23 protein-coding genes and 1 pseudogene are annotated in these 26,968 nt (G+C 64.2%); 13 read left to right on the top strand and 11 right to left on the bottom strand.

The genetic code is table 11. The features are described from left to right. Positions 1-439 precede the first annotated feature (439 nt). The 7 genes and pseudogenes from ABGB08_RS06960 (at position 440) to ABGB08_RS06930 (ending at position 9,795) form a co-directional block, all read left to right on the top strand. Entirely contained in the window at positions 440-1,699 is a 1,260-nt protein-coding gene (locus tag ABGB08_RS06960; RefSeq protein ID WP_347587502.1) for a helix-turn-helix transcriptional regulator, read from the top strand. 296 nt (positions 1,700-1,995) lie between these two features. Continuing rightward, entirely contained in the window at positions 1,996-2,565 is a 570-nt protein-coding gene (locus tag ABGB08_RS06955; RefSeq protein ID WP_347587500.1) for a GntR family transcriptional regulator, read from the top strand. A 182-nt stretch (positions 2,566-2,747) separates the two neighbouring features. Next, positions 2,748-4,016, top strand: a complete 1,269-nt coding sequence (locus tag ABGB08_RS06950; protein ID WP_347587498.1) for an ATP-binding protein — start codon at positions 2,748-2,750, stop codon at positions 4,014-4,016. Between the two features lie 398 nt (positions 4,017-4,414). After that, a pseudogene (locus ABGB08_RS06945) lies at positions 4,415-5,877 on the top strand (IS1634 family transposase). Then, positions 5,843-6,676 (top strand): inositol monophosphatase family protein, encoded by an 834-nt coding sequence (locus ABGB08_RS06940; RefSeq protein ID WP_347587496.1) that lies wholly within the window; start codon positions 5,843-5,845, stop codon positions 6,674-6,676. The pseudogene ABGB08_RS06945 and the gene ABGB08_RS06940 overlap by 35 nt, the downstream one beginning before the upstream one ends. After that, positions 6,585-7,610 (top strand): hypothetical protein, encoded by a 1,026-nt coding sequence (locus tag ABGB08_RS06935; RefSeq protein ID WP_347587494.1) that lies wholly within the window; start codon positions 6,585-6,587, stop codon positions 7,608-7,610. The genes ABGB08_RS06940 and ABGB08_RS06935 overlap by 92 nt, the downstream gene beginning before the upstream one ends. A 436-nt stretch (positions 7,611-8,046) precedes the next feature. Beyond that, positions 8,047-9,795, top strand: a complete 1,749-nt coding sequence (locus ABGB08_RS06930) for an AIPR family protein (RefSeq protein WP_347587492.1) — start codon at positions 8,047-8,049, stop codon at positions 9,793-9,795. Between the two features lie 453 nt (positions 9,796-10,248). Here the strand turns inward: ABGB08_RS06930 and ABGB08_RS06925 are convergent, their stop codons facing one another. The 6 genes from ABGB08_RS06925 to ABGB08_RS06900 form a co-directional block, all read right to left on the bottom strand. Next, positions 10,249-10,632, bottom strand: a complete 384-nt coding sequence (locus ABGB08_RS06925) for a hypothetical protein (RefSeq protein WP_347587490.1) — start codon at positions 10,630-10,632, stop codon at positions 10,249-10,251. Between the two features lie 23 nt (positions 10,633-10,655). Beyond that, positions 10,656-11,033 carry a hypothetical protein gene (locus ABGB08_RS06920; protein ID WP_347587488.1) on the bottom strand — a complete coding sequence of 126 codons (378 nt, stop codon included), beginning with the start codon at positions 11,031-11,033 and terminating at the stop codon, positions 10,656-10,658. A gap of 430 nt (positions 11,034-11,463) precedes the next feature. Then, a complete protein-coding gene (locus tag ABGB08_RS06915; protein ID WP_347587486.1) occupies positions 11,464-11,823 on the bottom strand; it encodes a helix-turn-helix transcriptional regulator in 360 nt (119 codons plus the stop codon). Next, a complete protein-coding gene (locus ABGB08_RS06910) occupies positions 11,820-12,191 on the bottom strand; it encodes a type II toxin-antitoxin system RelE/ParE family toxin (protein WP_347587484.1) in 372 nt (123 codons plus the stop codon). The genes ABGB08_RS06915 and ABGB08_RS06910 overlap by 4 nt, the downstream gene beginning before the upstream one ends. 685 nt (positions 12,192-12,876) lie before the next feature. Then, positions 12,877-13,290, bottom strand: coding sequence for a PIN domain-containing protein (locus ABGB08_RS06905; RefSeq protein WP_347587482.1), 414 nt, complete (start codon positions 13,288-13,290; stop codon positions 12,877-12,879). Next, positions 13,287-13,550: a CopG family transcriptional regulator gene (locus tag ABGB08_RS06900; protein ID WP_347587480.1), complete on the bottom strand. Its 264-nt coding sequence runs from the start codon at positions 13,548-13,550 to the stop codon at positions 13,287-13,289. Before ABGB08_RS06900 ends, ABGB08_RS06905 begins: the two co-directional genes overlap by 4 nt. A 1,115-nt stretch (positions 13,551-14,665) precedes the next feature. Between ABGB08_RS06900 and ABGB08_RS06895 the strand changes: the two genes are divergently transcribed. From ABGB08_RS06895 to ABGB08_RS06885, 3 genes are all read left to right on the top strand, one after another. Further along, entirely contained in the window at positions 14,666-14,986 is a 321-nt protein-coding gene (locus ABGB08_RS06895) for a GYD domain-containing protein (RefSeq protein WP_347587478.1), read from the top strand. Between the two features lie 523 nt (positions 14,987-15,509). After that, positions 15,510-15,767: a type II toxin-antitoxin system prevent-host-death family antitoxin gene (locus ABGB08_RS06890; RefSeq protein WP_347587476.1), complete on the top strand. Its 258-nt coding sequence runs from the start codon at positions 15,510-15,512 to the stop codon at positions 15,765-15,767. Then, on the top strand, positions 15,764-16,018 hold the full coding sequence (locus ABGB08_RS06885; RefSeq protein ID WP_347587474.1) for a Txe/YoeB family addiction module toxin: 255 nt from the start codon (positions 15,764-15,766) through the stop codon (positions 16,016-16,018). The genes ABGB08_RS06890 and ABGB08_RS06885 overlap by 4 nt, the downstream gene beginning before the upstream one ends. Here the strand turns inward: ABGB08_RS06885 and ABGB08_RS06880 are convergent. Then, entirely contained in the window at positions 16,012-16,293 is a 282-nt protein-coding gene (locus tag ABGB08_RS06880) for a hypothetical protein (protein ID WP_347587472.1), read from the bottom strand. The genes ABGB08_RS06885 and ABGB08_RS06880 overlap by 7 nt on opposite strands. A 54-nt stretch (positions 16,294-16,347) precedes the next feature. Between ABGB08_RS06880 and ABGB08_RS06875 the strand changes: the two genes are divergently transcribed. Continuing rightward, positions 16,348-19,449, top strand: a complete 3,102-nt coding sequence (locus ABGB08_RS06875) for a BTAD domain-containing putative transcriptional regulator (protein WP_347587470.1) — start codon at positions 16,348-16,350, stop codon at positions 19,447-19,449. 6 nt (positions 19,450-19,455) lie between these two features. Here ABGB08_RS06875 and ABGB08_RS06870 read toward each other — a convergent pair whose 3' ends face one another. From ABGB08_RS06870 to ABGB08_RS06855, 4 genes are all read right to left on the bottom strand, one after another. After that, on the bottom strand, positions 19,456-20,304 hold the full coding sequence (locus ABGB08_RS06870; RefSeq protein ID WP_347587468.1) for an ABC transporter permease: 849 nt from the start codon (positions 20,302-20,304) through the stop codon (positions 19,456-19,458). Then, complete coding sequence (locus ABGB08_RS06865; protein WP_347587466.1) at positions 20,301-21,269, bottom strand: ATP-binding cassette domain-containing protein; 969 nt, start codon at positions 21,267-21,269, stop codon at positions 20,301-20,303. The genes ABGB08_RS06870 and ABGB08_RS06865 overlap by 4 nt, the downstream gene beginning before the upstream one ends. A 620-nt stretch (positions 21,270-21,889) precedes the next feature. After that, entirely contained in the window at positions 21,890-22,921 is a 1,032-nt protein-coding gene (locus tag ABGB08_RS06860; protein WP_347587464.1) for an SEC-C metal-binding domain-containing protein, read from the bottom strand. Positions 22,922-23,139: 218 nt separating this feature from the next. Further along, positions 23,140-24,612, bottom strand: coding sequence for an ATP-binding protein (locus tag ABGB08_RS06855; protein ID WP_347587462.1), 1,473 nt, complete (start codon positions 24,610-24,612; stop codon positions 23,140-23,142). A 266-nt stretch (positions 24,613-24,878) separates the two neighbouring features. On the opposite strand from ABGB08_RS06855, the gene ABGB08_RS06850 reads away from it, so the two are divergent. Then, positions 24,879-26,606 carry an ATP-binding protein gene (locus tag ABGB08_RS06850; RefSeq protein WP_347587460.1) on the top strand — a complete coding sequence of 576 codons (1,728 nt, stop codon included), beginning with the start codon at positions 24,879-24,881 and terminating at the stop codon, positions 26,604-26,606. A 23-nt stretch (positions 26,607-26,629) separates the two neighbouring features. Continuing rightward, on the top strand, positions 26,630-26,809 hold the full coding sequence (locus ABGB08_RS06845; protein ID WP_347587458.1) for a hypothetical protein: 180 nt from the start codon (positions 26,630-26,632) through the stop codon (positions 26,807-26,809). Positions 26,810-26,968 lie beyond the last annotated feature (159 nt).

The following is a 26,968-nucleotide window of genomic DNA, read 5'->3' as shown; positions in this document are numbered from 1 at the left end:
ACAGAGCGCGGCAGGGAGCCCAGCGAGCGGCCTGCCAAACGATCAGGGCTTTTGTCGCCTCCGGCGGGGGATTCCGGCCCCGAGGTGATCCCGGCTGCAAGACGCGCGGACCGTAGGGGGTGGCGGGGGCTGATCACCGCGCACACCGTCGCCCCAGGCAAGCCCAGCAGACCGACTCCTGCGGCTCAAGCCCGGCCCGTGCAGGCAGGACGACCAGCGCGCGAGGAAGGTCACCGGGCAATGTACACGCAAGGCCGGGCTTGCGCCTCCGTCCCCGGCCCGCTGCCCCTCCGGGGTGGGACGACGGCGCACGAGGTGATCAGGGCTCAACCGTGCGGGCCGCAGCGAGACACCCGGCTCAGATAAAGGTGATCAATAACAAGCCGCGCTTGTTGGAAACGAAAGATTTTCAACAGCCGCCAACATTCGGGAACCGAGAATGCCGAAACCCTCCCAGCAGGTGCAACCAGCCGAATCGCCGTGGCATCTTCTCGGCGCGGCCATCCGCCATTGGCGCGAAGACGTTCACGGCCTCAGCCTGAGAGCGACAGCCAAACGGATCTACTCCGACGCCGCGGACCTGTCGAGAGTGGAACGGGGCCAGGTACGGCCACAGCCCGGAACCGTTCAACGTCTCGACGAGGCGTTGAACGCGAAAGGCCACCTGAAAGCGCTCTTTGATGCCGCCTCCGATCTCGACCGATTGCGTACCCTGGAGGGGAATTCATCGCTGACCGAGGAGAATGCCACGGAACGCCGACGCGTGTTACAGCTGGCCACCAGCCTTGCCCTGGGGGCCGTTGGTGGAGCTGAACCCATCCGGCAGGTGTTCGACCGAGACGGCGGCCGGAGCGCTGAAGAATGGGAGATCAGCTGCACCGATCACCTTCACGCGCTGCGGACCCTCCCTCCGGCTCAAGTGGTCGCCGATCTCGTCGTCGACCTGGTGGCCCTGCGACAGCAAATGCAGAGCGCGACTCCCGCTGTTCTCGTCGAATTGCAGCGCACCACGGCGGCGCTTTCCGCCATCCACGCCAACGCGCTCACCCGCATGTCCGATCATGGAGCCGCGATCCGCTGGTGGAGGACCGCCAAGCAGGCCGCCGACGCATCCGGTGACCGCTCGATGAGCCTCCTGGTCCGCAGCGAGGAAGCCGGCCACGGCCTGTACGACCAGCGCAGCCCAGAGGCCGTCCTCAGCTTGATCCACTCAGCCCAGCACCTCGCCGGGAGCCCGAGCGTGGACTTGATGACCACCGAGGCCAAGGCACTCAGCTTGCTGGGCCGTCATGGACAAGCGCTCTGCGTGATCGGCCAGGCGATAGCCCAGGCTGGATCGTACAAGGGAGATTCCCTGGGATTCTGGAGCCCCGATCAGCTCCGCTTCGCGGCCTCCTGGGTCTACTCCGCCGCAGGCGAGGAGAACCAGGCCAGCGAGCCGGGAACAACCGTTCTGGCGTCAACACGCGACTACGTCTATCGCGCGAACATCATGCTGCACCGGGCGCTGAGCACGGTCGTCAACGGCGGGGCCACCGAAGGCGCACAGCGGGCCGCAACGGTCATCGCCGACGTGCCACCGGCGTACCGCAGCGGTCACATCCTGGCAACCGGCCGCATGGTCCTGCGAGCCGTCCCCCTGAGCCAACATGACCAGGCCCGTGTGGGAGAACTCAGGGAATTACTGACACCTGCCTGACCGACCGGAAACCAGCCTCATGTCCGCTCCTCTATTTGGCTGATGTGGACCACGTGCTTTCCCACATCAATTCCTTAGATTCGCCGCCAGTTCTCTCCACTATGAGATGAGAACTCGATGAAACCTGAGCACAGGTGATCATCAAAGCGGATCTCTGGATTCCGAGGGTGAGGGCTGGGCCTATGTCACGGATTAGCGGCGCCGGAGGGTCGCCGACTCCCCTGCGGAAAACCGGTGACCCAAGGTCGACCGGCCCAGGACGAGCGAAGTTCCTTTCTCGGGAACCCGTACAGCCCGTGGACGAGACCAGGGCTCGCTATAAGGAAATCGCTAAGACGCTGGCCAGGCAGATCAAGAGCGGAGACTTCGCACCCGGCGCGCCCTTCCTGCACCAATGGGAATTAATGCGGAACTACAGCATCGACAGCAGCACAGCCGCGCTGGTTTGCATGGAGCTCAAGAAGCAAGGTCTCATCCGCCATTGGAACGGCCGCGCCTACGTTGTCAACCGACATGCGAAGGCCAAAGACGCCGCCCCTATCGTCGCCGCCATCATCGAGAAGATCCAGTCTGGAGCGATCGGCCCGCACCAGCGGGTTCCCAGCCTGACAATAGTGCAGCAGGAGTACAGCACAACGATCTGGACCGCCCGCAGGGCAATAAACGCCCTGATCGAAAGTGGCTGGGCATACCGAATTTCCTACCGGGGCACATTTTCCGTGCCCGAGCACCTATGGCCGGCCAAGAGCAAGTACGGGATCTCCCCCGGAAAGCCGGATCTATCTGACTGCCAGGGCATAGCCGATCTCGAAAATCGGCTTGCGGCGCATCTGGGCTTCCCTGAGGCAAACGAAAGGCGCCCGTAGGAGCCACACCCACGGCTGGGCATTCGCCTGCTGCTCTCCGTGTGGAAAACGGCGTACGAGGCGGTCAGCGGCCGACCGTGCGAGCGCTCCCCGTGACCTCCAAAACCCGCGCCCCGGATTCCGGACGAATGCATGGTTCGAAATCAAGATCCGACAAGCATCGACAAACCTGGAGACCGAACATGGTGAGCACCCCCGATCAAGCCCACCCCGCCGAAACACCAGCCACCGAACCACCCCTGCTGACCTTGCCCTCTACAAGCACGATGCTGGGTACCATCGAACTCCCCGGGGACCTCGGCGCGGCTTCCAGCGCTCGCAGCTTCGTTCACGGCCTGCTCACCGGGTGGGCCGATGACCGGCTCCAAGACGCGCTCCTGCTGGTAACCGAACTCGCCTCCAACGCCTGCCTCCACTCCGACTCCGGCCGCGACCCGAACGGGACGATAACGCTCCAGGTCACCAACACCGACGGGTTCATCCATATCCAGGTGACCGACCAAGGGTCAGCGCGCAGCGTGCCCTACCTGGTCCCCGACCCCGAACAACGAGGCAGCGGATTCGGGCTACGGCTGGTGGACCAGATCGCCTCCGAATGGGGACACGACTACGAATACGAAGGCAAACGCGTGGTCTGGTTCAACCTGGCCCCGCCACCCCAAGACGGTCAGAGCGCAGGCGGTCAGAGTCTGACCTGGACCGAGCTGATGTGCCAGCGCGCAGGCGACCAGCTCGATCTCTACCTGGACGCCGGACTCATCAGCCTGCCTCCCCGCATGCGCCCCACCCCGCCCGCCAAGCAAAGAAAGCCACACCGAAGCAAGCAGGCCGCACAACGGGAACAGATCACGGAGAGCCTGGCGAACCGGATCACCAGCGGTGGACTCACCCAGGGAACACCGATCCCCACCGTTCACATCCTGATGGACGAACACGAGATCTCACTGAGGTCGGCGTCGCGGATTCAGCGTTCGCTGCGGGATCGGGGTCTGGTCCGCCTGGTTCCTGGCCACGGCTACGTGGCCGGTCGCCCTGGCCCACCACCCCAACCCCTGCGTCCTCCAGTCCGGGAACAGGTCGTCCACGTCGCCGCCGTGCTGATAAGGAAGATCCGCCGCGGAGACATCGCCCCACACGCACGCGTCGCCACATTCCCGGAACTGGCAAGAGAGCACGGCCTATCCAAGCACGCGGCCTGGGACGCGCTATGCCTGGTCCGCTCACGAGGCTACGCCTACGACACCAAGCACAAAGGCACCAGAGCCACCGCCTTCGACCAGTGGCCCCCCGAGGACACATCCCTGGAACGACGCGACCCACCCCCCAACCACGTACCCGAGCCCCGCCGTCGAAAGCCGCGACTGACACTTATTCCCAAGGATCCGGGAGTTGGGTCGCGCGAATGGGCAGACAACGGCGAGCAGGGCCACCGTATCGAAGTCAGCTCCTAGCAGCTCTATGAGTTTCCTCCACGAGCACCCGCTGAGATCGGCTTCCTCGGCAAAGAGGAAGGAATCACCGGCAATCGCAACGGCCTCATGTGGGAACTGGACCCCATCGACGGCACCGCCAACTTCACCCACAGCATCCCGCTCTTCGCCATCTCCCTCGGCCTCATCGACGACAACCGGGCCGTCCTGGGCGTGATCGATCTCCCGTTCCTGGGATCGCCCTACAGCGCAGCAGAGGGAGCCCGACTTGGGCCACGAATCGGGACTGATCGGCGGCGCGACTTGCTGACCTGTGGGTTCGTCGGCGAGATGGGTGGAACTTGCGCACTAAATCGTGGCCCTAGGGTGGTCCGGTGGCTTACATCCGCACCGTGAAGACCGCCTCCGGGGCGCGTGCGGTGCAGATCGTGTACTCCTCCCGCAAGGGATCCCGGGATATCGAGCACATCGGCTCCGCCCACGACGACGTCGAACTCGAGTTGCTCAAGACCGTCGCCCGGCAACGGCTCGCCGCCGGGCAGGGCGAGCTCGACCTCGGCCTGGACCCTCCGCCCGAGGCGGGCGGCCCGTTACCGATCACCGCCTCCCGCATGGGGCACCTGTGGGAGGCCCTGAGCACCGCCTACGACACTCTCGGGTTCGACGATGCGTGCGGCGGTGACGAAGTCTTCCGGCACTTGGTCCTGGCCCGGATCATCGAGCCGACCAGCAAGCTCGATTCCTTGCGTGTGCTGCAGGAGGCCGGCATCGCCTCGGTGTCCTACCGCACGCTCAAGCGCCGTCTGCCGGCCTACTCCGACCAGGGCTGGAGGGAGCGCCTGGCCGCCGCCTGCGCCCAGCAGACAAGTCTGGGACCTGCGACGTTAGTGCTCTACGACGTAACGACCTGTACTTCGAGACCGATGCTGGTGACGGGTTTCGGGAATCCGGCTTCTCCAAGGAACGCCGCCTGGAACCACAGATCACGGTCGGCCTGCTCACCGACGCGTCCGGGTTCCCGCTGATGGTCGGCGCGTTTGAGGGCAACACGGCCGAGACCACCACGATGCTGCCGACCCTGAAGGCGTTCATGGCCGCCCACGGCCTGCCCGATGTCATCATCGTCGCCGACGCCGGGATGATCTCGGACAAGAACATGCGCGCCATCGAGGCCGAGGGCCTGTCCTTCATCCTGGGGATGAAGGTCCCCGACGTCCCCTATGCCGTGGCGAAGTGGCGGGGGGACAACCCGGGTGAGGCGATCCCGGACGGGCACGTCTTCACCCAGCCCTGGCCTGCCGCTCCTTCCGACAAGCGCAAGGACCAGGTCCGCTACTACCAGTACAGGCATGACCGGGCCCGCAGGACGCTCAAGGGCATCGACGAACAGGTCCGCAAAGCCGAACAGGCCGTCGAGGGCAAGACCGCGGTGAAGCGGAACAGGTTCGTGAAACTGACCAGCACGACCAAGTCCGTCAACCGCGACCTGGAGGCGAAGGCCCGGGCACTGGCAGGGATCAAGGGATACGTCACGAACATCGCGGATCCCACACCCGAATTCGTCATCGGGTCCTACCACCGGCTCTTCGAGATCGAGAAGAGTTTCCGCATGGCCAAGTCCGACCTGGCCGCGCGCCCGATCCACCACCACACCCGCGACAGCATCGAGGCGCACCTGACCATCGTGTTCGCGGCCCTGGCGGTCTCCCGGTGGATTGAGGACACCACCGGCTGGTCGATCAGGAAGTTCGTCAAGACCGTCCGCCGCTATCGCACCATCCACATCCAGGCCGGCGATCACATCATCACGGCCGCCGACCTGCTACCGACCGACGTCCGGCAAACCCTTGAGGCGATCAAGACTCGAGTCACTACGCACTAAATTGGCCCAACTCGGGTATGAGTTTCCTCCACGAGCACCCGCTGAGATCGGCTTCCTCGGCAAAGAGGAAGGAATCACCGGCAATCGCAACGGCCTCATGTGGGAACTGGACCCCATCGACGGCACCGCCAACTTCACCCACAGCATCCCGCTCTTCGCCATCTCCCTCGGCCTCATCGACGACAACCGGGCCGTCCTGGGCGTGATCGATCTCCCGTTCCTGGGATCGCCCTACAGCGCAGCAGAGGGAGCAGGCGCCACCTGCGACGGCGAACCCATCCACGCCAGCGCAACCGACACCCTGAACGCCGCCATCGTGTCCATCGGCGACTACGCGGTCGGAGCCGACGCGGAACAGAAGAACCGACTCCGTATCCCGCTCAACCACCAGCTGGCGACCCGCGTTCAACGCGTCCGCATGTTCGGCTCCGCCGCCATCGACCTCGCCTGGGTCGCCGCAGGCAAATCCGACGCCTGCATCATGCTGCTCTCCAACAACCCATGGGACACCGCCGCCGGCGTCATCATCGCCCGCGAAGCCGGAGCCCACATCCTCGACATCGACGGCAGCCCACAACCGCTGGACTACGGCCTGGCCTCTGAGGAACCCTGTTCCCGGAGATGGCTAGGCCGGATCCGTGCCCTCGGTGACACGCATCCGGAGACCCTCCCAAGTACGAAACCAAAAACGCACGAAAGAAGCACAAATGAACGAATTCGGCCCTGGAATAGAAAAACAGGATCTGATCGATGCACTAATCAAATCCGGCCACCCATTCCAAGCTACTGTTGCAGATAAGATTCGTACGGCATTCGAGGAGCTCGGACAATCACTAGGGAGCGATTATTCATACATCCAAGAAGAATGGGTATACCCAGATAAAGACACTGGAAACCTAAGAGCATTAGACGCCCTAGCTGAAGCATTTCTATGGAAATTCGACGAAACGGGACGACAGCCGCGCATACGGCCCGTACTAAACTTACTGGTCGAGTGCAAACAGTCGGATTTGCCATACATCTTCTTCACCAGGCCGAATACACAACCCCTTCAAGACTATCCATGGGTAAGTGGATTTCCACACGATAGAATATCCCTCGCAACAAACAACGAAAGATCGACCTATTCATTTAACACGCTCCAAGCCCTAGCCCTCCCCTTCCATCAATTTAATACCAATTGCCCAGTAGCAATATCACTGAGCAAGCTCAGAAGAAAGGGGAAAGACTTTGAGGTTACCGGAGAGGATACATATAAAGACTTAACACTTCCATTAATTAAGGCTGCCCAATATCTTCAGTCTCAGACCCAAACAAAAGGTCGATACTACTCAGATGGTCGACTTATCGTCGCCGCCGCAATACTGCGAGCCCCGCTTATTGCAGTGGACAACGACAATATTACCAGTCTTCGGACTTTGCCATGGGTTCGAGTTCTTCGCCACGAGCCCATACAAAGTGAATTAGAGTATCGCAGCCCGCTTGCTTATGATGTCGTGAGGGAAGATTTCCTGCCTGAATATCTTCAGCAGTTGGCCACATTCGCGACAGATTTTTCTAATGCAGTCATTCGAAGTCAGTCTGTACTTCAATCAGGAATTGGATTCTCCGTCGGGCTTGGAACCGAAAACCCATTCCCTACAGAGCTCCTTCCCGTATCCAATGCGTCGCGAACCAAGAAGGCAACCATGCGCATGGAGGATCTCTTGCGGAAGGTGCTACGTCGATCCTAGGCAGGGGGTGAAGGGCGCAAGGGTCGTTCGTCCAGCGGGCCGCGGCAGGGCAACCAGCGCGCGAGGAAGGCCACCGGGAACAGATACACGCGAAGCCGAGCTTGACCCTCCGTCACCGGCCTACTGCCCCTCCGAGGCGGGTCGATAGCGGGCGGGAAGATCAGGTCAGGGGAAGAGCGCGGAACCGGCCCGTGAGCCAGACAGCCCGATACGTTTGCCCACAACTGGCCCATGATCAGGTGCCTCGCGGTGCGGTGCCCTCTGGCTGCCGGGCGTGGGGCCTGGGGACTGATCCCAGCCCGTCTGGCGGCCTGTTGCCGAACGCTCTCTTCAAGCTTCTTTCCGCAGAACGCCGTTGCGGTTCGCCCTGCATCGCTACAATCGACACGCTCTATCTTGTGCAATGCAGTCCAGTCTCCGAACTTGAGGTCATACGGTGAATCAGGAAAGCATGACTGAGTATCCTCCTTACCTTCAATCGCTTTCCGACTTCACGGCCTATCTTTCTGACCAGTTCGAATCACTGGAGAACGTCGATCGCGGACAGCGATTTGCGGAGGCACTCCTTCTCATACTGCCTCATTTGCCCCAGTGCGACCAATTCTTTGGCTACAAACTGAACCCAAAGAAAAGTCATGATCGGGGCATCGATATCCTGTCCGACAAGCACCCGGATGGACATCGTGCAGTCTGCCAGTCAAAACTAAGAATAAGCAGCACCGAAGAACTTGATTCAATCTTTAGTAAGTTTCAGTCATACGAAGGCGAAGCTATCGGCGAGCAAGAAGGCGTATTGTTTGCTGATGAATTTGCGCCACGTCTGACATATATCATTGCAACAGGAAGCGATATCTCGGGCATCCGTCGTCGATATGCAGAGCGTAGACTCAGCTCATTTGCGTTCTATTCGACGCTGGTCGAAGAAGGACGAGTCATATTCGTAGACGGCAGTATTCTCCTTCAGTGGCTTAGGCGTTCCTACGCGCGATCCACAACTCTCCCAGCTTCCTTCACACTGAGGTCGGCCCGGTCTTGGCTTCAGGCAGGAGATGTATATCTCGGCGTCCTCTCCGGTCAGGACGTGATCAACCTTGTCGACGAATACGGCGATGGGCTATTTTTTGAGAATATCCGCGAATGGCTCGGGAGCACCGAAGACAACCTTAGCGTTAATAGCAGCATTACCCAAACGATAAAGACTCAGCCGGAGCGGATGCTGGAACGCAACAATGGCATTACGGTTCGATGTGAAGGGCTTTCTCTAGACGAAGACGGACAAGCACTTCGAGTAGAGCGTGCCGCCATTGTAAATGGGTGCCAGACCACCATGTGTCTCTGGCATAGCCGAGAAGTATCAGCCAGTCTCGAAATTTTCGTCAAAGTCGTGCGCACGCCCGACTCCGCATCAGCCTGGAGCATCGCGCAGTCAGCTAACTATCAAAACCCCGTTGGTCGAATGGAACTGGAGCTTGCACGTTACATTCGACCACAGCTCGTAGCTCGCGCAGCGGCGAAGTCAGGGGAGGGCCTAAAAACTGATCGCGCAGACAGCCTGGCAGCAGTTCTTCGTTCTTATACACAAACAGAGATAACTTATTCTCTGACGCGCCACATGTTCCTGGGCATCTTTTGCCGTCGACCCAATCAGCTATTCCAAGACAACTATACAAACGTGCAAATGGATGCGCTGCACGAGTTCTTTACGCTGCCCGATGCGGAAGATAGGCTCTATTCCGTAGTTTTTGCGGCTATTAAAAGCGGTAGAGTTGCCCTCGATGTTGCAATAAAACAGTTTTCAAGCGAGGACTATGCGAAACCGTTTTCCCGCCTATTAGATGCCGACAGATACAAGTACCAAGCTTATCTGCTTCTGCTAGCACTGTGTGCCACGCTGCGAATCGATCTGTCCGAGGCGGCGGAAGGCGCAGCTCGGGCCAGAAATATAAACGCCTTCTTGGTAAACGCCGATAACGCACTGGTAGAGCAACCGAAGGTATTCTCACGCGCATTCCTATTCGCTTACAAGGAACTTGCGCGAATGGTTGCACGGTCGGCAGAGGAAGCGGGAAAGACACAGCAGCGGCTAGCTAACCGCGTGAAGGATGCACCTTTCCGCGACCTGTATACCAACCTCTGTATGGAGTTGGACTCTTATGAAGCCGCGCGTGAAATTGACCAGATTTAGCATCTGCCTCCCAGGCGATCGAGCGCTCCCTTCGTCATGGGGTAGCAGCGACATAGGATCACACTACAGGAGCTTGAAGGACTCAATATCAGATGCTGCGTGTCCAACCGCGAGGACCGCACACCTGCGCACTCCGACACACCGCCACCACGCCGAGCGGGCCACGCAGTTCCCGCGCAGTAGTAGTGAGCAGCGCGTACAGCAACCTTTCCTGCAAGTCTCGTTCACCCGTAAGCGGAAGCGAAGATCAGGCAGGAAAGTGCGGGACCGCAGTTGTGCCCGTTACGGCCCGGTAGCTCAGCGATCAGCGGGGACTCACGGTGTCTCAGAAGCACTAGGCCAAGTATGGCCAGGTAGCCGTTTCTCCAGGTCAACACCAAGATCATTAGAGACTTCCCAAGCTGACAGCGCGGGTTCGATTCCCGTCACCCGCTCCACGCTCTGACGCTCACATCATCCGGTCCCCCTTTGCATGTCGACTTCCTCCTCGTCATCAAGAGGGTCGAGCAGGCCACAAGCTCCTTCGATGAATCCGGAGGACACGAGGTCACGGATCGCAGCCGCCATGCTTTCGAACCCGATATCCCTGATGATGATCAAATCTGAGCACCAGAAGTACTGGCCGCCGAGAGACTCACCGGTGTGCGCATCCTTGTCCATGATCTGCTGGACTACTTGCAGGGTCATGAAGGTCGCATACCGGCGGGAGCCGTCGGGGAAGGTGATCGTCGCATCTGCCTGATCGGCGGTGCCCGGCTCGTATCCTTCCCAGGCCGGAATGGTCATCTCAAACTTGGGATCCGTGATGCGGTAGAAGGCCCCGTCGAAAGTGATCACCCTCTTGTACCCCCCGTAGCGGACTACACCGTCCCGGCGACGATGGCGGCCGTGACATAGAACTCGTCCGGAGCGATCTGTGTCACCGCATCAAGGCGAACGCACCGCCCGTTCGTCGCGATCATGTGTGCTTCAAAGTGCCGATACCTGAGATCCCGCGACCAGATCCGCTCAAGCTCCGCCGCGAGCTCTACGGTCGGGCATCCGGGCACGGTCTGGCACGTAGCCATGATCAGATTGTTCGCGTCACGGGTAAGGCGAACCACCACCTCCGTGATCAAAGGCGAGTGCCAGAGGTAGACATGGAAGTCGGCTGCCATGCCGTCGAGATCAGCCCCACCGCTGGGGAACGACTCACCCATCACCCGCTGCTTCACTGCGGCGAACTCGGAAAGTTCCACCTGAGCAGGGTCCCACCTCCACATCGCGACATGATCACCGTGCAATTGGACAGGGCGACGAGGGGACAACCACGGCTACTCACGGCTGCTCACGGCCACTCGGCATTCCGTGCCAGATCCGTGCCAGAACTGGCGGGGAACCGAGGTCACTCACGGGGACTCGCGGTCAACCGAGCCGGGCTGACCTGCATCACTGTTTCCCAGCCCAGGGCGGCAAGATCAGTATCCGATTCCCAAGCTGACAGCGCGGGTTCGATTCCCGTCACCCGCTCCAACAACGAAGCTCAGGCACGTACGTCCGAACTCAGGCTTCCTCGTTCCCACGGCGCTGAGGATCTCGGAGCAGAATCCGTCGCACGGCTGGAGACTCGTCACCGCGAAATAGGCAGCGGAAGTCGACAGGCCGAGCCTCGAAGTGCTGCCCTTCAAGCTATGCGTTCGCGAGCTGTCGATGATGCACCGTTAGAGGCTCGATTTCAGTGGTGTCATCGTCATCGACAACGAGCTCGACGCGGAACCGAACCCCCATTGCCGCACCAAGGCGCACAAGCGTAGCTATGTCTGGTATGCCGCCCCCGCCCTCAATGCGGGATAGAGCAGGTTGAGACATCCCAGCGCGCTCCGCCACGACCTTCTGAGACAAGCCTCGGCGCCTACGGATCTCACGCAACTGATCCCCGAGCTCCAGGTCACGGCCCGCCTGCTCGTATTCAGGGTGAAGCTGCGCATCCGCTTCCATCTGGCGCAGACGCTTCGCCTTGTAGGTTTCCCAACGGCTGTGACCCATCATGCGCTCCTCTCGAATACGTGCGTGACGGTGAGGTCGTGCTCTGCCTCGCATCGCTTCTTAGCAGCGATCGCTCGGTTGATGTCGGCGGCCTGCGTCCCATCCTGTGTCTTGCGGAAGACCGTAAGGACCACGATCACTTTGCTGGAAGGCTTCCAGAAGGTCAATCGCCAGGTCGTGCGGTCGAGAGCAACGCGCAGCTCGTGTACACCTTCGGCATCCTTCAGCTTCTGCACGTGATCTCCATCGGGGATGCCGCCAGTGACGAGGTAGTCGTCTACGTTCCGCATGACCCGCTGGTAGAGCGGAAAGGAGAGCCCGTCCAGCCAAGACTCCACCTCCGGCTCTAGATCGATCTCCCACTGAGACATACCCTCAATGATATATGCACTCAATGGTAACTCGTGGCAGGGATGAACACCAGGGCCCGACCCCGCGTTCCCGCCTCGCTCCTGGTTGTTGTCCCAGATCAGCAACTGGACCGCTCCGAGTCTGACACGGCAGCTGGCAACGTGATCTCTAATGAGCCTGCCCGAGCCAGCAGGGCTTGGCAGCATCCGACACACCCGCTCCGGCCACAGGCGATCTACCAGGTGATGAAACTCCTCGTACGCATGCCCAGCGCTCGTGACTGCGAGCCTGGTTCCGCTGACGACAGCGACACAACACGGCTCAACAGCCTCGGCACAGGCCAGGAGAAGGCTGCCCCGCGTCGGAAGGACCACCCGATGCCGAGATGTCGTGCCAGATCCGTGCCAGATTGGACGGGGAACCACAGTCGCTCACGGACACTCACGGCCAACCCGCCCGCTCTGACCTGCACCCCTGTCCTCACAGCTCAGGAGAGCAAGCTCAGTATCCGGTTCCCAAGCTGACAGCGCGGGTTCGATTCCGTCACCCGCTCCACACGTGATAGTCCAGGTCGGGATATAGATCCCAATCCTGAGCCTTGATCATTCTGGAGCTGTGCAATCTTTCCGGGCCACTAGGTGTTGATCAGCCTGCTGAGACCAACACTCCCGCCGCTCCGTCATGCTTGTCGTCACCGCGCGCAGCTCAGACCTTGATGATGACGACGCGTCCGCCGCACAGGGCGGCAAGGTCCTCAGGGTCGGAAGTGAGAACCGTGACGGGGCCGGGGGCAGCGAGAGCGGTGGCACTGAGCATGGCATCGATGGCGTATTTGTGCCCGTGCAGGCCGGCGTCGGCCAGAAGTGCGGCGGCGTGGCGGGCGATCGGTTCGGTGACCGGTTCGACGACCAGGCGGGACAGCGTCCACTCCAGGGCCGGCCGGTTGACGCGGGGGTGGACCACTTCCACGAGGGTGGCGGCGGAGGTGATGACGCGGAGGTCGTCGGCGCGGGCGAGGGCTAGCCATGCGGTGATCGTGCGGTCGCGCTGGACCGCCTTGGCCAGTCCCTCGCTGTCGAGGACCAGAGTGCCGCCGGGGGCGGCGGGAGAACGGGTCACGCGGCGTCCGCCCCACCGCGGGCCTGTTCCTGCCGGGCCTGGTGGAGGTGGTCGCGCAGAGCCTGGACCTCATCGTCGGTGATGGGGCCGTGCTCGGCCTCGGCAACCTGGATGAGTTCGCTGAGGTTGTCGCGCTCGATCTGGCGGGCGACGGCGGCGGCGACGTAGGCCGACAGGCCAGAAGGGCCGCTCCGGGATCTGGCGGCCTCCGCGATGTCGCGCGGCATGGTGATCGAATACTTACCGGTAGGCTCACTCATGCTCTCCATCCTACCACTTATCCTCCCCAGCTGAGCAATCGCCTTGCTCGCGTCGGGGACCGCCGCCGATGAGTTGCGCACTGACGAAAGGCTGAGCGCTCTGCTCACGGGCCGCATCGATGAACGACAAGCCCTTCCGTGCCAGATGCGTGCCAGAACAGGTGGGGAACCGAGGCCACTCATAGGGACTCACGGTCAACCGATCCGCCCTGACCTGCACTAACGTTTCCCCAGCTCAGGGCAGCAAGATCGGTATCCGATTCCCAAGCTGACAGCGCGGGTTCGATTCCCGTCACCCGCTCCAACAACGAAGGCCCAGGTCAGAGGATAATTCCCGACTCGGGCCTTGATCGTTTCTGGAGCCTTTTCGATCTTCCGTGCAATTAACGTGCAATTACGCGATGGGGACCAGGACCCCGCTGTGCCCTCGTCGTCCTCGTCATCGCCACTGCTGATGTGCCGGCCGATCGCGTCAGTGATCGACTTGTCCGCGCCCCGTACGGCGTGCTGGTAGATCATGGCCGCACGGATGTTGTCGTGACCCATGCGCGCCATCAGGTCCCTGAGACCAGCCCCGGACTCCGCCGCGAACATGTTGCCCGTGTGCCGGGGATCATAAGGTGCAGATTCGGGACGCCGAGCACCCGGATAGCTTCCGGCCACGCCGACGCTCGGTTGAACCCGCTTCGCCGCATCGGCCCACCCTTCGCGCCAGGAATACAAGTGAGTCGGGTTCGGCCTTAGCGAAGAAGCGACTCCGGATCCCGCTCAATTGCCAGTTGGCGACCCGCGTCCGACGCGTCCACATGTTCGGCTCCGCCGCCATCGACCTCGCCTGGGTCGCCGAAGGAAATCCGACGCCTGCATCATGCTGTCGGAGGCCGTGTCCCCCGACGAGCCAGAGCCCAGTTGCAGTCCCCGTTGCAGTTCAGGGCAGTCCCAGGCCCGTTCAGGATGGACCGCACACGCCCATGCAGGCTTCGCAGCGTAAGACTGCGACAGGGGAAACCAGTACAGCGGGTGGGATTACCGTCACCCTAAGTCGAGAACTTCGACCCCATGACCGCAATGGCCGCCCCGGCGCAGGGTGGCGGCACGAGAAGAGGGACTCGACCATGCCCAAGTACCTGATTCAGGCGACCTACACCGCAGATGGCCTCAAAGGAGTGTTGCAAGATGGTGGCACCGGACGCCGGCAAGCGGTGGAGCGCATGGTGGAAAGCGTCGGTGGGCGGGTCGAGCAGATGTATTTCGCGTTCGGCGAGACAGACACGTATGTGATCGTCGACCTGCCGAGCAATGCGGCTTCGGCCGCTGTGGGTCTCACAATATCGGCGTCTGGGACGGTACGAACGAAGACGGCTGTCCTGCTGACGCCAGAGGAGATCGACGATGCCGCGAGGATGGAGGTGGCCTACCGGGCTCCTGGCGCGTGACAGCTGGCTGATCGCGAGCGCCTGGGCTGCGGCTTGTGCGGCTTCTGCCGAGATGGGGTCAGGCGCCGTCGTCTCCGTTCGCGATCTCCAGCAGGACTCGTGCATGGCACCAGTCGATCTCCTGGCTCGGGGAGCGGACACCAGGAGGCCAGGTCCTTGCCATCGAGATCGCGCCGGATCTCGTCTTTGCTTGGGTAGTCGGGAAACCGGCACCATAGGCGACTGCGGTCCGGAAGTCGGTGACCGCGTGTCGGCGGCGGACGGTCACAGATCGGAAGACCGATGGGCTTGATCCGGTTGGACGGACACAGTGTCCGTCAAAGCGGAGCAAGCTCAGTATCCGCCTGGCCGTGCACGCCCAGATCAACGCGGGCCGGAGCATTGACCGCCGTGCCATAGTCGGCCATTGGCCAGGGCGGCCAGAGCCCTATCTGTGGCTCTGGGGTCGGCAGGTCAAGCAGGCATCTCCACCCCCGACCAGAGTGGTACAATATCTGGTACCAGATTGGGGTGGAGGTTTCTGATGTCGATCACCGCAAGCGAAGCCCGGCGCCGGCTGTTCCCCCTCATCGACGAGGTCAACGAGGACAGCATGGCCGTGGAGATCATCTCCAAACACAACCGCGCCTACCTCGTACCCGCCGCCGAGTACGAGGCGCTGAAGGAGACCGCGCACCTCCTGCGCTCACCGGCCAACATGCGCAGGCTCATCGCCTCCTACCAGCACGCCCTGGAAGGCCGTCACGAAATCCGCGAACTCATCGACGACGACCAGCCATGAAGCTCTCCTTCACCCCCGAAGCCGGGGAGGACTACACCTCCTGGCTCACCACCGACCGCCAAGTCCTGAAACGCATAAACAAGCTCATCGAAGACACCCTACGCGACCCATACGCAGGCATCGGCAAACCCGAACCGCTCAAACACGCCCTCCAAGGAGCCTGGTCCCGAAGGATCACCGAAGAACACCGGCTCGTCTACCTCCCACGCGACAACGAACTGATCATCCTCCAGGCCCGCTACCACTACTGAGCACGCCATCGGCGGGCGATGCCTCCGGGCCAGCACGCCAAGATGTCGTGGCCCATCCGCGCCATCAGGTCCTTGAGGCCGGTGCCGGACTCGGCCGCGAACATGTTGCCCACGTGCCGGAGATCATGGAAGTGCAGGTTCGGCGCCCCGATCCCGCATACAGCTTCCGGCCAGGCCGACGCCCGGTTGAACCCGCTCCGCCTCTTGGGACCGCCCTTGGCCCCGGAAAAGGTGAGCGAGCTCGGTTCGGCCTGAGACAGAGCAATGCGAGCCACCCGCGCGAATGTCAGAAAACGGGGTGGGTGCTCGGCGAAGCCTAGACTTGCGCCATGCCGATCCACCTGAGCCTGCTCGACGGCGTGCGGTGGCGGGGGCGGCCGGTGGTCGGCGAAAGGGCTCAGGCGCTGCTCGCAGCCCTCGCGCTCGCCTGCCGAACCGTGAACGTGGACCGGCTCGTCGCGGAGGTGTGGGGGGACAGCGAACCGGCCAATCCGGCGAAGGCGCTGCAGGTCCTGGTGTCCAGGACCAGGTCGGTCGTGGGGCCGGAGTCGCTGATCACGGAAGGGGGCGGCTACCGGCTCGAGGTTCCGCCCGACCGGGTCGACGCCGGTCGGCTCCACGGTCTGGCGGGCCGGGCACGGGCGCTGCTCGTCGAGAATCCGGCCGCGGCGGCCGCGGCGGCCAAGGAGGCGCTCGCGCTGGGCATCGGGGCGCTGCCGCCCGCGGGCGGTGGCCCGCTGGCCGAGGTGCGCCGACGCGCGGAACGCGACCTGGCGTCCGCGCGGGTCGTGCTCGCCCGGGCCCGGAGCCGCAGCGGCGACCACGGCCCCGCCCTGCCCGAGCTCGAGGAGGCGGTGCGCGTCCACCCCGAGGACGAAGGGCTGCTCGCCGACCTCCTGCACAGCGAGGCGGCGGTGCGCGGAACGGGCGCCGCGCTGGACCGCTTCGAGCGCTTCCGGTCGGCCCTGCGCGACCGGATCGGCGCCGACGTGGGCCCGGAGCTGCGGCGGGTCCAACGCGTGCTGCTGGCGCTCGACAGTCCCGTGCGCGCCGGCGTGCGCTTCGACACGACCGTGCTGCTCGGCCGCGACGACGATCTCCGGCGGGTGCGGGCACTGCTCTCCGCCTCCCGGGTGGTCTCGATCCTCGGTCCGGGTGGCCTCGGCAAGACCCGGCTCGCCCATGCCGTCGCCCGCGAGGCCCCGCAGCCGGTGGTGCACTTCGTCGAACTGGTCGGCGTGATCGCGCCCGAGGATCTGGTCGGCGAGGTCGGGTCGGCGCTCGGCGTCCGCGACTCGGTGACCGGACGCCGCACGCTCACCCCGCGGCAGCGCGCCGACGTACGGGCCCGGATCGCCCAGCAGCTCGATCTGGCCCCGACGCTGCTGGTGCTCGACAACTGCGAGCATCTGGTTGACGCGGTCGCCGACTTGGTCGCGTATCTGACCGGGACCACACGGGAGCTGCGCGTCCTCACCACAACCCGCTCGCCACTGGCGATCGCTGCCGAACGTGTCTATCCGCTGCCCCAGCTGGGAACCGGTGACGCCGTCGAGCTGTTCCGCGACCGCGCGACCGCGGCCCGGCCCGGTGTGCACCTCGACGAGGATGACGTGCGCGCCGTCGTGGCCCGCTTGGACGGCCTGCCGCTCGCGATCGAACTGGCCGCCGCGAAGGTGCGGGTGATGTCCCCGGTCGAGATCGCCCGCCGGCTGGAGGACAGGTTCTCGCTGCTACGCGGCGGCGACCGGAGCGCCCCCTCCCGTCACCAGACGCTGCTGTCGGTGATCGACTGGTCCTGGAACCTCCTTGGCGAGCGGGAGCGCCGGGCCCTCCGCCGCCTCTCGGCTTTCCCGGACGGCTTCGCCCTCGACGCGGCGGAGGAGGTGCTCGGCGGCGACGCTCTCGGCGACGTCGAGGAGCTCGTGGAGCAGTCCCTGCTCACCGTCGTGGAGACAGCCGACGGCGTTCGATACCGCATGCTCGAGACGGTGCGCGAGTTCGGCCGGATGCGGCTGGACCGGGCCGGCGAGACGACCGACGCGCGGGCCGCCGTACGCGAATGGGCCGTCGGTTACAGCCACCGGCACAGTGTCCGGCTGTACTCGCCGGAGCAGGTCGACGCGATGGACCGGCTGCGTTCTGAGGAGACGAACCTCGCCGACATCCTGCGCGAGGCCCTCGCCGACCCCGACCCGGAAGCGGTCGTGGTGCTGTTCTCCGCTCTGGGCGGCTACTGGACGATCTGCGGGGATCATCCGCGCAGCATCGTGGTAACCCCGGCCATCGCCGCCGCCCTGAGCGGCTGGGCGCCTCCGCCCCGGCTCCTCGACCGGACCCGGCTGGCCCTGGGCATCGCGCTGTTCAACACCATGATCGTCTCCCTCGAAGAGTCAGGGACGCTGGCGCGACTGCTGGCCGGGTTGGGCGCCGACTCGGCGAACCCGGCCGTCCGGGCGCTGGTGACCGCCCTGCTCACCACGGTGTCGGATCCCGAGCGCGGCTTGGACGTGCTGGCCGGTGACACCGACCCTCTGATCCGCCGGATCGCGCTGCACTGGCTGAGCCACGGCCGGGAGAGCGCCGGCGATCCCGTCGGCGCGATCGAAGCGGCCCGAGCCGCCCTCGAACTCGTCGGCGATGACGACGGTCCCTGGCACCGGGCGGTGCTGCACACCCAGTTGGCCGGCCTGTACGCGCAGCTCGGTGACTCCGCGTCGGCCGCCAGGCATGCCGCCGAGGCGCTCCCGGTGCTCGAACGCCTGGGGGCGATGGACGACGCCATCCAGATCCGTACCACCCTCGCCATGGCGGCGCTGGCTGAGGGGCGCCGCGACGAGGCCGCGCGGATGATCGACGACCTGGAGGCGCTCGCTTCCCAGGGCACCTACAGCGAGGTCCTGTCGGTCGCCACCGGCCGAGCCCAACTGGCCCTCGTCGACGGCGACATCGCCGAGGGACTGCGGCGGCACCGCGAAACCGCCGAGGTGCTCCGGAACCTGCGCGTCCCGGACGCTTTCACACCGTGGGCCGACCTGAGCGAGGTCATCGCGCTCTCGGCCTTCGCGCAGTACGGCGAGGGCGACGACGGCGCGGACCTCTTCGAGTCGGTGCGGGCCAAAGTCCTGATGGTGTTCGACCCGGACCGCACCTCGAGGGATTACCCGGTGCTGGGGATGGTGCTCGCCGGGCTGGGCATCTGGGGCCTGCGAAAGGGGGCGCTGCCCGCCGAGGAGGCGGTCCGGCTGCTCGTGCTCGCTGACCGGTTCGCCTACAACCGATTCACCCCGACGATGCAGTGGTCGGTGCTGTCCGCGCACGCCGAACGGATCGCCCCCGGCCTCATATCCCGGATCGAGGCCGAATACGGCGACCGACGCGGCCCCGACCTGCTGGCCGAGGCCCGTACCCTCCTGGAGCGGGTGGTCTGACACCGTCTACATCTTGCGGGAGTAAGAGCGGACCGCCAGCGGCGCGAAGATCAGGACGACGATCACGCAGCCGATGACCGCCCAGCCGACCTCGAGCGTCACGGCCCCCTCGTTCAACAGGTCCCGCACCGCGGAGACGACGTGCGACACCGGGTTGACCTTCACGAACGCCTCCAGCCAGCCGGGCAGCGTCTCGGCGGGGACGAAGGCGTTGGACAGGAAGGTGAGCGGGAACATGATCATCATCGAGATGCCCTGGACACTCTGCGCCGAACGCGCCATCGTGCCCAGCCAGGTGAAGATCCACGCCAGCGACCAGCCCGCGATCACGGTCAGTGCGACGCCGCCGACGCAGCCGAGCACCCCGCCGCCGGGGCGGTAACCGATGAACAGGCCGGTGACGAGCGTCAGCACCGACGCGATGCCGTAACGGATCAGGTCGGCGATCATCGGGCCGGCCAGGGGAGCGATCCTTGCGATCGGCAGGGACTTGAAGCGGTCGAAGACCCCCTTCTCCATGTCCTCACGCAGTTGCACGCCTGTTGCCATGCAGACGGTCAGGGCCGTCTGGGCGAGGATGCCGGGGATCAGTACCGGGAGGTAGTTCGACACGCTGCCGGAGATCGCGCCGCCGAAGATGAACGCGAACATCGCCGTGAACAGCAAGGGCTGGATGAGTACGTCGAAGAACTGCTCGGGCTTGCGGCGCATCTTCTTCAGGGCCCGCCATGCCATCGCCAGGATCTGAACCCAGGTTTCCTGAAGCGAGCTGCGGGGCGTGGTACGGGCGACCACGGTGGACGGGTCGACGCGCTGGGGGTTGAGGGTGGCCGGGGTCATGGTTCTCGTGGTCATCGGGCCGCCTCCAGCTGCGGGTTGTCGGCGCCATGGCCGGTCAGCGCCAGGAAGACTTCGTCCAGCGTCGGCTTGGCGACGCTTACCGAGGAGATGCCGAGGCCTGCCGCTCGCAGGCCGATCAGGACGTCCGCGGCCCGATCCACGTCGGGGAGGGGGATCTTCATGCGTCCCGATTCCGGGGTCAGGACCGGGTCCTCACCCAGCACCCGGCGGACGACGTTCGCGGCCATGGCGAGGTCGGCGCCGTCCGCGAGACTGAGCTGCAGGGTTGAGTCGCCTACCTGGGTCTTCAGGGCGTCGGGGGTGTCTTCGGCAACCTTCCGGCCTCGGTCGATCACGGCTACGCGGTCGGCCAGCTGGTCGGCCTCGTCCAGGTATTGGGTGGTGAGGAGGATCGTGGAACCATCGGTGACCAGTTCGCGGATGGTGTCCCACATCTGGCCTCGGGTTCTTGGGTCGAGGCCGGTTGTGGGCTCGTCCAGGAAGATCAAGGGTGGACGAGTGATCAGGCTTGACGCCAGATCCAGGCGGCGGCGCATCCCGCCGCTGAATTGGGACAGGGGACGGCCGGCCGCCTCCTGGAGGTCGAAGCGTTGGAGCAGGTCATCGGCGACTGTCTTGGCTCGGGTGCTTGTCAGGCCCTGTAGGCGGGCGAACAGCCAGAGGTTCTCCCGGGCGGTCAGGTCTTCGTCCACCGAGGCGTACTGGCCGGTGACGCCCACCAGCTGCCGGATGCGGTGGGGTTCCCGCCGGACGTCGACGCCGAAGATCTCCGCATGGCCGCCATCGATCGGAAGCAGAGTGGCGAGCATCCGGAGCATGGTGGTCTTACCTGCTCCGTTGGGGCCCAGGACTCCGAAGATCTCGCCTTGCCGTACGTGCAGGTCGATTCCGTCCACGGCCCGGAAGTCTCCGAAGTCTTTGACCAGACTGTCGGCCCGGACGGCACTGAGGTCCGCCATGACGCGTCTCCTCTCTCCGCCGGGTACTTCCCGGCGTCCGAAGAGAGCTTCTGCGTTGTCGGCTTCATCACGGCTTCAGGCTGGTTTCACCTCCGACCAGGCGGTTTCACCGGCTCCGGTGCCCTTCTCCACTATGGCGAGTCTTCGCCAAGCACGGCCCGCGTTGTCCCTGCCCTGCTTCCCCTGCGGGCGGGCCGATGAGACGGGATGAGCAGGCGAGCAGTGGGGCGGTGCCGGTGCATAAACTCGACCTTCAGAGGGGGGTGGACTCGTCCAGAGGGCTCGCCCCGTCGCGCACACCACAGCACCAATGGGGAGAGATCGGCGTCGTGCCAGATGCGTGCCAGAACAGGCGGAGAAGCGCGGTCACTCACGAGGACTTACGGTCACGCGACCCGCCCTGACCTGCACCCCGTTTCCCCAGCTCAGAGCAGCAAGGTCAGTAGATGATTCCCAAGCTGACAGCGCGGGTTCGATTCCCGTCACCCGCTCCGCCCACGTAAGCCCGGGTAATCCGGTGGATTCGGAGCCTGGGCCTTGATCTTGTGTCGCCATGCGGCTTTGTCATGTCTCATCGCACCATAGCTCCTTGAAGCCAGCGCCCAAGTCACCGCCGCAGGTCACTTCGATGGGGGCTTACCGGACTCTCCCCAACGGTGAATGCCGCATGACTTGTATTTCCGTCCCGACCCGCACGGACAGCGGTCGTTGCGCCGTGGCTCCGGCCGGGCGCCGACATGGTCCGGCAACCGGGAGGTGAAGGCGACCTTGGTGGTGAGGCCGATGTCGTCGATCAGCCATTTCATCTCGGCGCTCCGCGCGGTGATCTCGCCGGTGGCAACCGCGATCGCGTCGGCGGCGGCGATGGCAACCGTGGGCTCGATCACCGGCTCGTAGGACGGGTGCGTCAGCGGATTCCGGGCGATCTGGGTCAAATGATGCGTACGTGTGAAGTGCTGCGCTTGATTGGCCACGAAAACCGTCATGCCGCCGAAGCTGGGATGGACGGCGTCGCAGAGCCACTCGTACGCGTCGTAGATCTTGTCGTTCGGGCGTTTCTTCGCCAGGCGCCGTACGTAGGTGATCGCGTTGGTGCTCTGAATCGGCGGCTTGGTTTCCACTGACTCATCGAGACGGCTTCCGAACTGGACTCTCGCGAGCCGCTGCCCGAAGGATTCAGCGAAGTTCCGGATCGTTTCAACCGTGGGCGTCCCGCCGCGCTTGAACGCATCCCAGTCGCCGATCATGTCACCGGATTCACAGGAGAAAGCGGCTGCCCCTTCGAGAAGAGACCGGGCGCACGCGGCCGCGGGCAGGATCTGCCAGACGCGTAAAGCGCTCTCCGCCGCGTCGGCGAGTTGCAGGCCCCGCCATACATGGGTCAGCCACCAGGCCCCCATGCGGCCGTGCACATCCAGCGCGGTGAGCTGAGCGGCTATCCCTTCCAGTGAATACGGTTCGGGGAGCTGCAGAAAAGGTGTCGCCAAGCCGCTGCGGTTCCCCTCCTTGCCGTAGCGGACGCCATAGAACCAAGTCCCGGTGGAGGGCAGCCGTCTGGTCAGTTCCTGATCCGCCGCACGCGGCTCTTTCGATTGGAGAGGAACCGGCAGATGAAGCACCCAGCTCGCTTCCCGCGGCAGTTTCTCCGCCATCGCCCGTAACAGCGACATTCCCTCCGCGGCCCGTCGCAGGCGCGCCCTACCTAGTGCGGACGCGATGTCAGGCTCCGTCACGTCACCAGCATGCCCCATACAGCCGCCCGGGGCCGCCTAAGGCCACCGCTGCGGCCAGAATCGGCCTGCGCTACTCCGAATTCGCCGCCATCCAATTCCGCGATCTCCGCCTCGGATCTCAACCGGCCCGATCGCGGTCACGAACCTGTGTACAACCGCTCCAGTCCCACCAGTTGCACCCGCCCACCACTGCGCGCCGCCGCCTCCTGCAGCGCCGACATGAACCCCATCCCGCTGAACAGCAGCAGTCGCCCCGGCGCCTCGCCCCGGGTCGCGAGTAGCGCCGCCACCCGCTCCAGCCGCTCCAAGTGCCCGAGCCCCACAACATCCCCCCACTTGGCCTCCCCAATGGCCAGGAGCGCGCCATCGGGGCCTCGGACCGCGACGTCTACCTCATGGCTGGTGCGGGTGGTGGCGTCATGAACGACCCCGGACTGGACGCTTCCGGCCATATCGCCCAGCGTCTCCTCAGACGCGAAGTCCTCACACCACACTCGACACATTCGCTCATACACCGGTCCCGCCACGTTGCTGCGGAAGCGGGGCTGAGCGTTACCCCAGATCCGCTCGGTACGCCCCTGCCGCACCCGTTCCAACTGCGCCCAGTAGGGACGCATGATCGCGTGATAGAAGCGGACCAGCGGCTCAGTGATCCGGTACTCGGAGCGGTTCCGGCGGAAAGCGTCAGGATCGGCCACCAGGAGGCCGGCGTCCTCCAGCACGGTCAGGTGATGGGAGATGTCAACGGCTTTGCGCTCGATCCTGCCCGCGATGCCACTGCGGGTCGCGTTGCCCTCGGCGACCGCGGCCAGAACCGTGTGATACAGGCCGGTGTCGCGCAGCGCCGGGTCCTCGGCGAGCAGGAAACGCACCTCGCGGAAAAGCGGACTGGCCGGGTTGAGAACGTACTCGACGACCCAGCGGTCGAAGTCGGCCAGGCCCGCCGGAGCGATCCCGGCCAGATACTCGGTGCGGTAGGCGGGGGTGCCGCCGACGACGAAGTAGACCAGGGCCGCCAACCGGGGCTCGGCCGCCAGCCCCCAGAACTCGGCGGCCAGCCGGAAGTTGAAGGTGGGCACAACCAGTTCCAGCCCGGCCCGCCCGCGCAGCGGCGCTTGACCGGAGAGCAGACCGCCCATGAAGGAGATCGACGACCCGCACAGCAGCAGACGCGACCGGGACACCCCCCGCTGCTCGCGGCGTGGCGACAATGCCTTCTGGATGACCGACGGCAAGTCCTTGGCGTCGCGCACCAGGTAGGGGAACTCGTCCAGGACGACGGGGACGGTCCGCTCGGCACCCAGGGAGAGCAGGCCGTCGATCGCCTCCTCCCAGTCTTCGAACCTGACCCGTCCCGGCGTCCCGGCGAAGGCGGAGACGGCCTCCCCGAGTTGGCGCAGTGCCTCCGCCCTGGGCACGGCCTCGGTGGCGGCGTAGTAGAAGCCGCCGGTCGCCTCGCAGACGGCTTCCAGCAGGAACGTCTTGCCCTGCCGACGTCGCCCGGAGACCACACCGAGTGTCGCGCCCCGGGCGTCGTTGGCGACGAACCGCGAGAGCTGTTCCCACTCCCAGACGCGATCGAACATGTCCGACGGCCGCGGCAACGACATCTTGATCCTCAACTTTTAGGAGTACAGTTCTTAAAAGTGTACTCCTAAATTTGTAAGCGGTCGCGGCGAAACCAGCCGGTATCGCCCTCATACCACCTGTCTCATGCGCGCCTGCTGGCAACCGGATTGCTGCCACCGCCTAGCGGTGTACGACAGACGGCTCGGGCGACCATCCGCTCACCAGGCGGCGAGCATCCTCAAATCTGCCCGCTCGCCACCCACATCAACTAGCATGCTAACTAACATGCTTCACGAGGGGTGACGAGGTGCTCGACGCGGAACTCGCCGAGGTCATTGCCAACCTGCGCGACATCGGAGCGGACATCGCCGATGTCGAGGTGAAGAAGGCACATGGCGGGCTACCCAAGTCGCTTCGCGAGACCCTCTCGGCCTTCGCCAACACCCAAGGAGGAGTGATCATTCTCGGGCTGGACGAAGCTCAGGCTTTCCGCGCGACCGGGTTGACTGACCCGGCACGGCTGGCCGCCGATCTCGGCGCAATGTGTGCCGCGGATATGGAGCCTCCGCTTCGGCCCCTCATCAAAATCCACGACTTCGAGGGTGTTCACATCCTGGTCGCGGAGATCCCTGAACTCGATCCCGCCCAGAAACCTTGCTATGCCCGTGGGGCCGGAATCACCAAAGGCAGCCATATCAGAATCAGCGATGGCGATCGCCGACTGTCCGCGTACGAGGTCCAAGTCATGCTGTCATCCCGGGGACAACCGCGCGACGACGAGCAGGCCGTTCACGGCATCGGCCTGGATCAACTCGATCCGGCCGGCGTCACCGCGTTGATCGCCCGGCTGAGGATCAGCCGTCCCCACGCGTTCAAGGATCTTGACTTCCAGTCGGCACTTCGCCGCGCCAGAGTGCTGGTGCCCAGTAATGACAGCGAAGACGTGGTCTCGCTGGCCGGCCTGCTGGCCCTCGGCAGTTATCCGCAGGAGCACTTCCCCCAGCTCATGGTCACCTTCGTCCACTACCCCACCGACAGCGGCCCCAGCTCCAACGAGCGGTTCCTGGACAACGTGACGTTGGAAGGTCCGATCCCGGTCATGGTCCGCGACACGCTCGCGGCCATCCGCAGGAACATGTCCCGCCGCGCGATCATCTCCGGAGCGGGCCGTCAGGATGTCTGGGAGTACCCCGAGACCGCCCTGCGGGAAGCGGTAGTCAACGCCCTGGTCCACCGCGATCTGTCCAGCGCTGCCCGGGGCACCCAGGTCCAGATCGAGATGTATCCCGACCGGCTGCTCATCCGCAACCCCGGCGGCCTATTCGGCCCCGTCACCATCGACAGCCTCGGCCAAGAAGGCATCTCCTCCGCCCGCAACGCCTCCCTCATCAAACTTCTGGAAGACGTCCCTCTCCCCGGCGAAACCCGAACAGTCTGCGAGAATCGCGGCTCGGGTATCCGCGCCATGCTGAACGCGCTGCTCACCGCCGGAATGAATCCGCCTCGATTCGACGACAAAATCTCATCCTTTTCGGTCACCTTCCCCAACCACACCCTCCTGAGCGAGGAAACCATCACCTGGATCCACAGCCTGGGCGAGAAAGGACTGACCGACAGCCAATGCATCGCCCTCGCCCAGCTGCGCGAGGAGGGAATCCTTGACAACCGCGTCTACCGCAACGCGACTGGCGTCGATTCACGCATTGCGACCAGCGAACTCCGAGACCTCGTCGCCCGCGAACTCATCACGCAAACCGGGACGCGCCGATGGGCCAGGTATCAGCTCCCTGAGCGCCCTTCGACGGCCGTAGTCGAATCCTCCCGCGCTGATCGCAGACCCGAACTGCTCGCTGTCCTCGGCAACCAGACTCTGTCTCGGGCCGAGCTGGTTGCCCGAACTGGTCTCGGCGATCAGACCGTACGGCGATGGCTGAAGATCATGCGAGACGAAGGCACCATCGAGATCGTCGGTAGCAGCCCGAAAAGCGTCCACGTGCGCTACCGCCGAACGCAACAAGAACCCCTATTCGGCTAGGAGCTGGCAGTGACCTGAGCAACGTGCTCTCCAGCACTGTGTACGTCGTCGCGGACGCACCACAGGATCTCAGCCGAGTGTGGGACATCGTGCGCCGCTCCGGCCTCGCCGTCGGCCCACACACCTCAACCCTTCTGGGTGTCTCCCGCCTCGGATACACAGGCCAGCTCGTCGAGATCACAGCGGTCGCTTTCGTTCCCTGACTCCCTACCTACCTCAACCGTCGGCACCATGTCATCAGCAACTACATGCCTCCGGCGGGGGCCTCGGGAGTAGTGATCGAAACCCGTGGATCTGACGGGAAGGGGTGTACCTTCCCAAATCATCTGATCATGGTTTCGAGATAAGGCCGACGCGCCTGC

It is taken from the genome of Acrocarpospora sp. B8E8 (assembly GCF_039871605.1).
Classification (GTDB): Bacteria; Actinomycetota; Actinomycetes; order Streptosporangiales; family Streptosporangiaceae; genus Acrocarpospora; species Acrocarpospora macrocephala.
Note: the sequence above shows the minus strand (reverse complement) of the source record. Positions and strands in the feature narration are given on the sequence as shown.